Origin of the sequence: Soonwooa buanensis (assembly GCF_900167905.1) — a bacterium.
GTDB classification, from domain to species: domain Bacteria; phylum Bacteroidota; class Bacteroidia; order Flavobacteriales; family Weeksellaceae; genus Soonwooa; species Soonwooa buanensis.
This window is the reverse complement of sequence record NZ_FUYZ01000014.1, coordinates 1-12,148: the sequence shown is the minus strand read 5'-3', so window position 1 is coordinate 12,148 and position 12,148 is coordinate 1. Positions and strand designations below refer to the sequence as shown.

The window sequence follows — 12,148 nt, the reverse complement described above, 5'->3', positions numbered from 1 at the left end:
TAATGATATTTTAAGATTGAGAGTTTTTGATAAAATTTTTTAAATGAATTAAAAGGTACAGATATTAATATTTTTAAATATTGATATCTTATTTTGAAGTATTTATAAATAATTTTGTAGTCATCTTTTTATATTTCTAAAGTTAATTTTCTTACTTTTAATTTCAAATCTTGGTTATGAAAGAATTTCTAGAACAACATCATATTTTAATATTAATTCTCGAAACTCTTTATTTCGCAGGTATAATCTTACTTTCTGCAAAGATTATTACCGATACCAAAACCACGAGTAAGACCTTAGCTTATCTTTTATTAATCATTTTTTTACCCATTATTGGTATTTTAATTTATTTTTTCTTTGGTGTTAATTATCGCAAGAATAAGTTTTATGATTTTAAAGTGGAACGAAATGAGAAGATTTATGACGATATTAAAAAATTTATCAAAAGCTCTCATCATAAAGTTTTGGAATCGCATCAGAAGGAATTGCAAAAGTATTTTTCGACTTTTTCATTTTTGTTCAATGCGACGCAATCTCCGCTTACAGATAGTAATACTGTCGAATTATTAATAAATGGTGAAGAAAAATTCCCTAAAGTTTTTGAAGTTTTAAAATCTGCAAAACATCATATTCATCTAGAATATTACATTTTTGAAGACGATTATATTGGACGAGAACTTAGTAATATTTTAATCGAAAAAGCTAAAAATAATGTCGTTGTAAGGATGCTTTACGATGATCTTGGTAGTGGTAAATTATCAAAATCTCTTAAAAATGAATTAAAAGCTGCAGGTGTTGAGCTTTATCCTGTTAACAAAATTACGTTCCGATTGTTTGCTAATCGGGTTAATTATCGCGATCACCGTAAGATAATTATTGTTGACGGACGCGAGGTTTTCTCAGGCGGCATCAATGTTTCGCAAAAGTATGTTAATGATAACCCTGACAAGTTGTTTTGGCGCGATACGCATCTTTATATTAAAGGAACAGGTACGTTTTATTATCAGTTTTTATTCTTGAGTAACTGGCTGTTTTCGACTAAAAAAGTTCCGGAAATTGATGCCTCTTATTTTAATTATTCAGATTTTGACGGGGATCAAATTATCCAAGTTGCAGCGAGTGGACCAGACACCAAACCAGCAATTATGATGTCTACAGTTTCCGCAATTTATTCTGCAACCAAAAGGGTTTTTATTACCACACCATATTTTATTCCTGTAGAGCCTGTGTTGCAGGCTATCAAGCAAGTTTCTCTTTCTGGTGTTGATGTCAGATTGCTGGTGCCTGCAAAGGGAGATTCGATGATTGTTAATGCGGCTGCCTATTCTTATTATGAAGAATTATTAGAGTCTGGCGTCAAAATATATTTTTACGAAAAAGGTTTTGTACATGCGAAAACGATTGTCGTTGACGATGATTTATCAATTGTTGGGACTGCAAACATGGATGTGAGAAGTCAAGAACTCAATTTTGAAGTTAATACCATGGTGTATGATAAGATTATTACAGAAAAATTGGCTGCCAGTTATTTTGAAGATTTAAAACAGTCTAAAGAGATATTTTTAAAAGACTGGAAAGCGCGACCAAAACTAAAATCTTTCTTCGAACATTTGGCGCGTTTGTTCTCACCATTATTATGATTTTTTAACAATAATTTTCAATTCTAAAACTTAATCTTTATTTTTGTAAAGAGTGTCAAAATTTTTTAGAAATTAAGACTAAAAGTGGCGCGAGAGCTTATAATATGGTAGAAAATAACACAGTTAATTATTCCGAAGACAATATCAGAACCCTCGATTGGCAAGAGCACATTCGACTGCGTCCTGGGATGTACATCGGGAAGTTGGGAGATGGCTCATCGGCGGATGATGGTATTTATATTTTGCTGAAGGAGATTATCGATAACTCTATCGATGAATTCCGTATGAAATCTGGGAAAAGAATCGAAATCAAAGTTGATGAAGGCAAGGTTTCTATCCGAGATTTTGGACGTGGAATTCCGTTGGGGAAGGTGGTTGACGCTGTTTCTAAAATGAATACCGGAGGTAAGTACGATAGCAAAGCTTTTAAAAAATCTGTTGGTCTTAACGGTGTTGGTACAAAGGCGGTTAACGCACTTTCTGGATATTTTAAAGTGAGATCTTTCCGTGATGGGAAGATGAAAGTTGCCGAGTTTTCGCGTGGTATAATTACTGAAAACCATGAAGAAAAAGAAACTTCGGACAGAAATGGTACCGAAATTTCCTTCGTGCCTGATGCAGATATTTTCTTAAATTTTAAATTTAGAAAAGAGTATATCGAAAGAATGCTTCGCAATTATGCATATCTTAATCCAGGACTGAAAATTCTTTTCAATGGTGAAACTTTCTATTCCGAAAATGGATTGAAAGACCTTTTGGATGAGGAGTTAGAAGGCGAAATCCTTTATCCAATTATCCATTTGCAAGATAATGATATAGAAGTTGCCATCACGCATTCTGACAAGTCGCAAACAGAGACTTATTTTTCGTTTGTTAACGGACAAAATACAACGCAAGGAGGGACGCACCTTAATGCTTTTCGAGAAGCTTATGTTAAAACCATTCGTGAGTTTTTCAATAAAAACTTTGATGCGTCAGATATTAGAAAATCGATTATTGCAGCTATCTCCATTAATGTTGAAGAACCTGTATTTGAATCTCAAACTAAAACTAAACTTGGCTCTAACGATGTTGGACCAAATGGACCGACGGTTCGTACTTTTATAATTGATTTCTTAAAAAGTAAATTAGATAATTTTTTACATAAGAATCCAGAATTTGCGGAAGCTATCCAGAGAAAAATTTTAATTTCTGAACGTGAAAGAAAAGAGCTTTCTGGTATCCAGAAATTAGCGAGAGAGCGTGCAAAAAAAGTGTCACTCCATAATAAAAAACTGAGAGATTGTCGTCATCATTATAATGATCAAAAGGCAGCTCGTAAGGCCGAAACAATGATCTTTATTACCGAGGGAGATTCGGCTTCGGGATCGATTACAAAGTCTCGTGATGTAGAAACTCAAGCGGTATTTTCATTAAAAGGTAAGCCACTAAATACTTATGGTTTAACAAAGAAAATTGTATACGAAAATGAAGAGTTCAACTTGTTACAAGCGGCTCTTAATATCGAAGAAAGTATGGAAGATTTGCGTTATAATCACGTGATTATCGCAACCGATGCCGATGTCGATGGTATGCACATTAGATTGTTGATGATTACATTTTTCTTGCAATTTTTCCCAGATGTTATTAAAAATGGACATCTATTTATTTTGCAAACGCCTTTGTTTAGGGTAAGAAATAAAAAAGAAACGAGATATTGTTATACAGAAGAAGAGCGTGTTAGAGCGCTTAACGAACTTGGAAAAAACCCTGAGATCACACGATTCAAAGGTTTGGGAGAGATTTCACCTGACGAGTTCAAACATTTTATAGGAAAAGACATTCGATTGGAGCCAGTTGTTTTGGGTAAAGACCAAACAATTGAGCAACTTTTAGAATTTTATATGGGAAAAAACACGCCCGAAAGACAGTTATTCATTTTGGATAATCTTGTTGTAGAAAATGATGATATTGATCAAAAATAGGTTTAATAAAGTCTTTGTTTTTCATGAGATTAAGTAATAAAAAGAAAACTCCGATATATAGTTTTATCCAAACTATACTTTTTGTGGGGATTATTTTGGGGATAGTAGCATTTTTTGTCGAGCGTTATAAGATTGATTTTTTAGGCTGGGAAAGTTACCTTCTTATTGTAATTCCTGTTTTTGTAGGGATTTTGTATTGGAGTCGAGGTAAGCATATTTTTGAATATGATAGCGATGGCGAAACCTTAACGATAAACAATTACAGTATTGTCCCTTTTTTTAAAGATCAAAAAAAAGATGAATTTCCTAAGTATAAATTGCAGAATTTTGAAGTTGTGAATTTGATTTTTATTAAAAAACTTCTTATAACGATACATAGTAAAAAGAACCATCATTTACATTTAAAATACGACATTTCCTATCTAAGGAATAAAGAAGTTAAAGACTTAAAACTATCATTACGAAAGGTTTTAAAGACTAATAAAGAAGAAAACCAATTGGTTACCGAAACAGTATAATGGAAGAGAATAATTATCAAGAAGAAAGCCTGAAAAAAGTTTCGGGATTATATAAAGATTGGTTTTTAGATTATGCATCTTATGTAATTTTGGATCGTGCGATTCCATCGGTTTTTGATGGTTTCAAACCGGTACAAAGACGTATTCTACACTCGATGCGAGAGTTGGAAGATGGTCGTTACAATAAGGTTGCAAATATCGTTGGTAATACGATGAAATATCACCCGCACGGCGATGCGTCGATTACAGATGCAATGGTGCAGATTGGTCAAAAAGAGTTATTGATCGATACACAAGGTAACTGGGGGAATATCTTTACTGGAGATTCTGCGGCGGCTGCGCGTTATATCGAAGCACGTTTGACGCCTTTTGCGCTAGAAGTTGTTTTTAATCCGAAAACAACAGATTGGGTAAAATCTTATGACGGTCGTAACAACGAGCCAGTTGATCTTCCTGTTAAATTTCCGATGTTGTTGGCACAAGGTGCGGAAGGTATTGGTGTTGGTCTTTCGACGAAGATTATGCCTCATAATTTTAATGAATTAATTAATGCTTCCATAGCACATCTTAAAGGTAAAAAGTTCGATATTTTTCCAGACTTTTTAACAGGTGGAATGTTGGATGTTAGCAATTATAATGATGGACATCGTGGTGGAAAATTGCGTGCTAGAGCCAGAATTATTCAAAAAGATAAAAATACACTTTGCATTACAGAACTTCCTTTTTCTAAAAATACGGGCGACCTTATTGATAGCATCATCAAAGCCAATGAAAGAGGTAAGATCAAAATTAAAAAAATTGAAGACAATACATCGGATAAGGTTGAGATTATCATTCATTTGACGAATGATGTTTCGCCAGATAAGATGATTGATGCGTTGTATGCTTTCACGGATTGTGAAGTGGCGATTTCGCCGAATGCCTGTGTTATTGTTGGCGATAAGCCGATGTTTTTGTCGGTTTCAGAAATTTTGAGACGAAATACCGATCATACAGTTTCTCTTTTAAAACTCGAACTTGAGATTGAGCTTGGCGAATTGGAGGAGAAATGGCATTTCGCATCACTTGAGAAGATCTTCATCGAAAACGAAATTTACCAAGAAATTAAAAACCGAACTTCCAAAGAAGAAGTGTACGCAGCAATTGATAAAGCTTTAAAACCTTTTACTAAACATTTGATGCGAGCGGTAACAACCGAGGATATTATTCGATTGACCGAATTGCCATTCATGAGGATTTCGCGTTATGACCAAGATAAAGCTTTAGAAAATATTGCTTCTTTAGAAGGTAAAATCGAGCAAGTTAAACATCATCTTGCAAATTTGGTGACCTATGCGATTGACTATTTTTTAAACATCCAAAAGAAATTTGGGAAGAACAAAGAACGTCGTACAGAACTAAGAGTTTTTGATACAATAGATGCGACGAAAGTTGCTGTAGCCAACGAAAAATTTTATGTCAATTGGGAAGAAGGCTTTATTGGAACTTCGCTTAAAAAAGACGAATATGTTTTCGATTGTTCGGATATTGACGATATTATCACTTTCCGAAAAGATGGCGGCATGCAAGTCACTAAAGTTGAAAGTAAAACTTTTGTTGGTAAGAATATTTTGCACGTTGGTATTTGGAAAAAGAATGATAAGCGTACCGTTTACAACATGATTTATCGTGAAGGTAAAGAAGGTCCATATTATATGAAGCGTTTTGCGGTGACAGGTGTTATTAGAGCCAATGATTATAAATTAGCTTCTGATAAAAGAGGTTCGGAAGTGCTTTATTTTTCAGCAAATCCTAATGGTGAAGCAGAAGTTGTTTCGGTATTATTAAAACCGAATGCACGTATCCGTAAAAATAGAATTGAAGTTGATTTTTCTGAGTTAGCGATTAAAGGTCGTGATTCTCGTGGAAATTTGGTGACAAAATATGCGGTTAAAAAAGTTGATTTAAAAGAGGAAGGCGTTTCTACTTTAGCACCGCGAAAAATTTGGTTTGATGAAAGTGTGCGCCGCCTTAATGCAGATGGACGCGGAACTTTACTAGGAAGTTTTAAGGGTGAAGATAAAATCTTGACGATTAATACGCAAGGCGAAGCCAAATTGGTGTCATTTGATTTGAGTAATCGTTTTGATGATGAATATTTAATTTTAGAAAAATGGAAACCTGAGCAAGCTGTGACGTGTATTTATTTTGATGGAGAAAAAGCAATTTATTTCATCAAACGTTTCTTGTTCGAAAATACGCCAAGTGTACAGACCTTTATGCCGTCAGAACATCCAAAATCTTTTATAGAATTTGTTGGGACTAACGATGGCTGCATTGCGGAAATTAATTTTGCTAAAGATAAAACTGGAAAAGAAAAAGAAGCAGAAAGCATCAACCTTGACGAATTTATCACTGTTAAAGGCATCAAAGCGATGGGGAATCAGTTTATAAAAGATAAAGTTAAAAACATCAATATCATTATTCCTGAGCCGGTTGAAGAACCAGAAGTGGAGGAGGAGTTTGATGCAAATGCTGTCAATTCGGCAGAGTTTGACGAAGGTGGAACCATTGGAGACCTTTTTGATGAACCAGAAGGAGATCAAGACTCAGAACCAGAAAATAACGAAGAATAATGCCACCATTACTATTAGCTTTAATTGTCATCACTTGCGGAATCAGTATTTACGGATTTCAAAATCAAGCTTTTTTTGAAAAGTATAAATTCAATGTAGGTGCGATCCAATCTCGAAAAGAGTATATCCGATTGTTGTCAGCGGGCTTTTTGCATGGCGACTTTATGCACTTGTTTTTCAACATGTTTACGCTGTATTTCTTTGCGCCGATTGTGATGTCAGCATTTGGAGAAATCGGATTTTTGGTGGTGTATTTTGGATCAATTTTATTAGGAAATTTATTCAGTTTGTATATTTATAAACATCAAAGTTATTATTCGGCAATTGGTGCTAGTGGCGGTGTTTCGGGGATTTTGTTTGCAGCAATTGCGGCGTATCCACATATTGGCATAGGTATTATGTTTATTCCGTTGCCGATTCCTGGTTACATATTTGGAGCCTTGTATTTTGCCTATTCTGTTTATATGATGTTAAATCCAAAACAATGGGATAATCTTGGTCATGCGGCGCATTTGGGTGGTGCAGGTTTCGGCTTGTTGTACGCGATTGTTTTCCATTTAGATTTAGTCATTGAAAATGCGATGTATTTAGGAATAATGTCTTTACCGCTGGTTTATTTAGCTTATCAAATTTTTGCAAAGAAAAAAATTGGTTAACTTTAATAATTCAAGCTAGCTAGTTTTCGAATTATAATTAATAAAAAAAGGCTATTTCAAATCTGAAGTAGCCTTTTTATTTTAAATTATTTCTTTTTCGAGGTGATTACAATGACACCATCTTTAGCTTTTTCGCCATATTTATTTTTCGCTTTTTCACCTTTTAGAACTTCCACTTTTTCGATATTACTAGGTTTTAGATCTTTAACTTTTTTCTCATCAACGATAATTCCGTCCAAAACATAAATTGGGTTAGCTTTGTTTTTATCAGGATAAGCCGCAATTTTCCCAAGGCGGAAAGGCTTTCTAATCGTATCTTTTTTAGGAGGAATATAAGCCATTTTGCCCATTACACGAACATTGTTAGTGTCTTTGTTAGAGCTAATATGTGTTGCTTCTCCTTTTGTATTTTGCTGATTTCCTTTTTGTTGAGCATTAATACTTACAATTCCAGCAGAGGTCAAAATAACCCCAAGCGCAAATTTTGAAAATAATGAATTTATAAAAGAATATTCTAAATTTCTATTCATTTGAGAGTGGTTCGCAATAACGCAGATGTCGGTGTTAGATTGTAATTCGGTTATAATTTGATCATCAGACATTGTGGTTAAATCCGTCACATGTTTACTACAAATACCACAAAATTTTCCCTTTTCGGCGGGTGTCATTTGATCCCAGTTCTCATGACATGGTTTTGGAATGGAGATTTTCATAATTTAATATTTAAACCTTAGAGTTTTATTCTTTTTTAAAGTTAAATACAGTTAATTGTTTTTTTTTATTAAACTAATTAAAATGTAAAAAATACATTGCCGATTAACTGATTTTATTTAATTTTATTCAAAACACAAAACTAAAACCATGAACGATAAAGATGAAAAACTATTGCTTTCTGCAAGGAAGTTATGGAAAACGCTTATCCATAACCACGCCAATGACAGTACCGAAATTTTGCTAGAACGTATCGATCAGTACAAAAAAATGTTAAATATTTTTCAGGTTGGAGATTATTATTACTTGATTTTTAACCTTGTAAATGGTGATGTCGCTAATGTAAGTGCCGAAGTACAGACGGTTTTGGGCTACACACCTGCAGAAATGGATTCTGGACTTCTACTGAGTATCATTCATCCTGACGATAAAGGAATTTTTCTTGGGATCGAAGACAAAATAACGAAGTTTCTTAATTCGATAACGGCTTCTGAGTTTCCTTTTTATAAATTTCAGTACGATGTCCGACTAAAAACGAAAGATAACAATTACAAACGTATTTTGGTGCAATACATTATGGCAGATTATGATGAAGAAAACATCTATCATAGTTTCCATTTGCATACGGATATTACGCATATAAAGCGCGATGGCGAACCTTGCTTTTCGATAATTGGTATCGATGGACGACCTTCTTTTTATAATATTAAGGGGCTTAATTTGCAAAAATCTTACGATTTGTTCACGCGACGGGAGCGCGACATTATCAAAGGAATTATTGAAGGGAAATCTACGCAAAAGCTTGCCGATGAATTGTTTATTAGTTTCCACACGGTTAACGCCCACAAGCGCAACATTATGGAAAAAGCGGAGGTTAAGTCTGCGTTAGAGTTGGTTAGTAAATCGATTAAGTTAGGTTGGATTTGACTAAAGTTTAATTTTTAAACTTTTATAAAAAATGACTTTTAAGATATAGGATAAAATCTAAAATCTAAAAAGGCTATCAATATTCGATAGCCTTTTTTATTGAAGTTTAGAACTCTTTTGGTTTAATAATATTTTTAAAATTTTAATTAAAGCAAACTCTCATCCACCAAATTCGGTAGCGTTACTTTTAAATTTGGTTCAGCTTCCATAGCACGTTTGATAGCGAAAATAGCGCCTTCGTTTCTAGCCCAACTTCTTCTGGAAATTCCGTTGTTAACGTCCCAGAAAAGCATAGATTTCAACCTTCTATCGGCATCATCACTTCCATCCAATAACATTCCGAAACCACCATTAATCACTTCGCCCCAGCCAACGCCACCGCCGTTGTGGATAGAAACCCAAGTGGCTCCTCGGAAACTATCTCCAATCACGTTGTGAATCGCCATATCTGCAGTAAATCTCGAACCGTCATAAATATTAGAAGTTTCACGATACGGAGAATCCGTTCCCGAAACATCGTGATGGTCTCTTCCCAAAACTACCGCTCCAATTTCACCATTTTTGATGGCTTTGTTGAAGGCTTCCGCAATTTTCATTCTTCCTTCTGCATCTGCATATAAAATTCGAGCTTGAGAACCTACCACCAATTTATTTTCTTGTGCACCTTTTATCCATTGGATATTATCTTTCATCTGTTGCTGAATTTCAGCAGGAGAATTCTGAATCATCTCCTCTAAAACCGCACATGCAATATCATCTGTTTTCTGTAAATCTTCTGGTTTTCCGCTTGTGCAAACCCAACGAAACGGTCCAAAACCGTAATCGAAACACATTGGTCCCATAATATCTTGAACATACGAAGGATATTTAAACTCTCTTCCCAAACTTGGAGTTGCAGACATCACATCCGCTCCTGCACGCGAAGCTTCCAATAAAAAGGCATTTCCGTAATCAAAGAAATAGGTTCCTTTCTCAGTATGTTTGTTAATCGCTGCAGCATGTCTTCTCAAAGTTTCCTGAACTTTTTCTTTGAACAATTCTGGATTTTCAGCCATCATCGCATTGGATTCTTCAAAAGAAATTCCAGCTGGATAATAACCACCTGCCCAAGGATTGTGCAACGATGTTTGGTCGGAACCGATATCGATTTTCAAACCAGCGTCCGCAAATTTATCCCAAACATCAACGATATTTCCAAGGTAAGCTAAAGAAACGGTTTCTTGATTTTCCTGAGCTTTTCTCACTCTTTCAATCAATTCACCCATATTTTCATGGATTTCGTTGACCCATTTTTGGTCGTGACGAATTTTCGTGATTTTAGGATTAACCTCAGCACAAACGGTTACACAACCAGCAATATTTCCAGCTTTTGGCTGTGCTCCCGACATTCCACCCAATCCAGAAGTCACAAAAAGTCCTCCTTTTGGCGATTTATTAATTTTTCTAAAGGCATTCAGAACCGTAATCGTCGTTCCATGCACAATTCCTTGCGGACCAATGTACATATAACTTCCCGCAGTCATCTGGCCGTATTGAGTAACACCTAACGCATTGAATTTCTCCCAATCATCAGGTTTTGAATAATTTGGAATCATCATTCCGTTGGTTACCACAACTCTCGGCGCATCTTTGTGCGAAGGGAAAAGTCCCATCGGATGTCCAGAATACATCACCAAAGTTTGCTCGTCCGTCATTTCCGACAAATATTGCATTGTCAAAAGATATTGCGCCCAATTTGAAAAGACCGCACCATTTCCACCGTATGTAATCAATTCGTGAGGATGTTGCGCCACGGCATAATCCAAATTATTTTGAATCATCAACATAATCGCCGCAGCTTGTTGAGATTTCGCTGGATAATCGGTTATCGGACGGGCTTTCATCTCGTAATCGGGACGAAAACGATACATATAAATTCTTCCAAAATCCTCTAATTCTTTCTTGAATTCAGGAATTAAAGTAGCATGAAACTGAGGTTCGAAATAACGCAACGCATTTTGTAAAGCCAATTTCTTTTCTTCGTCGGTCAAGATTTCTTTACGCTTCGGAGCGTGATTGATATTGGGTTCGTAAGCTTTTGGTTGAGGAAGTTCGGATGGAATCCCTTGTTTTATTTGTTCTTGAAATGTCATCAAAGTTTTATCGTTATAAAGTTCAATGTTTAAAGTTTTAAAGATATTCAAAATTGAAAATACAAAGCAAGTAAAACAATAATCTGTAATATGTTAGTTTTTTATCATTAATTTTAACAATAAAAAATAAAACGAAATATTATGAAAACAAAACTATTTTTTCCGTTAGCGCTAATGATTGGTGCTTTTTCTTTAGCACAAAATCAAGATTTATTAAATACCAACTGGGAAATTACAGAATACAAAAGTGAATTCTTTCCACAGTTACTCTCGCCACCAATGACTGGTCAAAATAGCTCTCATTTTGATGAAAATTCACAAAACTTTGTGATAACTTTTTTTAATTCTGTTTATGTTGATGTAACCTTTAGTGGACAGAATGTTTTTACGACAAATAACAAAAGTTGTACGCTTATGAGTTACCCATATGATAATGGACAAGTCGACCAATTTTTTAATTTGTTATGTAGTTTTTTTAAAGCTGGTACTAATTACAACTATTATGTCCAAAATAATGGAACTGAGAAAACACTAACAATTGGCTCGCCAACATTTGAAGAAATTCATTTTAAAGAAGCTAAATTGTCGACAAACGATAAAGATCTATCGAAGTATTCTTTTGGTCCAAATCCTGTGAAAAATGTTTTAAATATTCAAAATCAAACGAATATATCAACGATTCAGATTTTTGATTTGTCTGGGAAATTAATCTTTGAACTTAATAATCAAAACTCCAAAAGTTTAAACATTGATATGTCTAAATATAAGTCTGGAACTTACCTTGTTAAGATCAATGATAATAAGTCATTTAAAATTATTAAAGACTAGTTTTATTAAAATAACCTGAGTTCGGGATAAGAAGATTAACGTCAGTTTGAGTGGTTTTCGCAGAAAACTGTATCGAAAACAAGTTAATTTTCTTATCATTAAAACTTCTCGATACAAAATCTTTCAGATTTTTACTCCTTTAGATTTGTAACAAGAA

At 34.4% G+C, this 12,148-nt stretch carries 9 protein-coding genes; 7 read left to right on the top strand and 2 right to left on the bottom strand.

Annotation, left to right across the window (positions count from 1 at the left end; translation table 11 throughout):
- Positions 1–176: 176 nt before the first annotated feature.
- From cls to B5X62_RS14545, 5 genes are all read left to right on the top strand, one after another.
- Positions 177–1,640 carry a cardiolipin synthase gene (gene cls, locus B5X62_RS14565; protein WP_079668215.1) on the top strand — a complete coding sequence of 488 codons (1,464 nt, stop codon included), beginning with the start codon at positions 177–179 and terminating at the stop codon, positions 1,638–1,640.
- 104 nt (positions 1,641–1,744) lie between these two features.
- Positions 1,745–3,604 carry a DNA topoisomerase IV subunit B gene (locus tag B5X62_RS14560; protein ID WP_079668214.1) on the top strand — a complete coding sequence of 620 codons (1,860 nt, stop codon included), beginning with the start codon at positions 1,745–1,747 and terminating at the stop codon, positions 3,602–3,604.
- 23 nt (positions 3,605–3,627) lie between these two features.
- Positions 3,628–4,122 carry a hypothetical protein gene (locus B5X62_RS14555; RefSeq protein ID WP_079668213.1) on the top strand — a complete coding sequence of 165 codons (495 nt, stop codon included), beginning with the start codon at positions 3,628–3,630 and terminating at the stop codon, positions 4,120–4,122.
- Positions 4,122–6,737 carry a DNA gyrase/topoisomerase IV subunit A gene (locus tag B5X62_RS14550; protein ID WP_079668212.1) on the top strand — a complete coding sequence of 872 codons (2,616 nt, stop codon included), beginning with the start codon at positions 4,122–4,124 and terminating at the stop codon, positions 6,735–6,737. The genes B5X62_RS14555 and B5X62_RS14550 overlap by 1 nt, the downstream gene beginning before the upstream one ends.
- Positions 6,737–7,393 (top strand): rhomboid family intramembrane serine protease, encoded by a 657-nt coding sequence (locus B5X62_RS14545; protein ID WP_079668211.1) that lies wholly within the window; start codon positions 6,737–6,739, stop codon positions 7,391–7,393. Before B5X62_RS14550 ends, B5X62_RS14545 begins: the two co-directional genes overlap by 1 nt.
- A gap of 86 nt (positions 7,394–7,479) precedes the next feature.
- On the opposite strand, the gene B5X62_RS14540 is transcribed toward B5X62_RS14545, so the two are convergent.
- Positions 7,480–8,106, bottom strand: a complete 627-nt coding sequence (locus B5X62_RS14540) for a hypothetical protein (RefSeq protein ID WP_144038400.1) — start codon at positions 8,104–8,106, stop codon at positions 7,480–7,482.
- Between the two features lie 148 nt (positions 8,107–8,254).
- Here B5X62_RS14540 and B5X62_RS14535 point away from each other — a divergent pair, with 148 nt between their 5' ends.
- Positions 8,255–9,031, top strand: coding sequence for a LuxR C-terminal-related transcriptional regulator (locus B5X62_RS14535; RefSeq protein WP_245797208.1), 777 nt, complete (start codon positions 8,255–8,257; stop codon positions 9,029–9,031).
- Positions 9,032–9,177: 146 nt separating this feature from the next.
- Here the strand turns inward: B5X62_RS14535 and B5X62_RS14530 are convergent, their stop codons facing one another.
- Positions 9,178–11,163, bottom strand: a complete 1,986-nt coding sequence (locus tag B5X62_RS14530) for a urocanate hydratase (protein WP_079668244.1) — start codon at positions 11,161–11,163, stop codon at positions 9,178–9,180.
- A gap of 141 nt (positions 11,164–11,304) precedes the next feature.
- Between B5X62_RS14530 and B5X62_RS14525 the strand changes: the two genes are divergently transcribed.
- Entirely contained in the window at positions 11,305–11,991 is a 687-nt protein-coding gene (locus B5X62_RS14525) for a T9SS type A sorting domain-containing protein (protein WP_079668209.1), read from the top strand.
- Positions 11,992–12,148 lie beyond the last annotated feature (157 nt).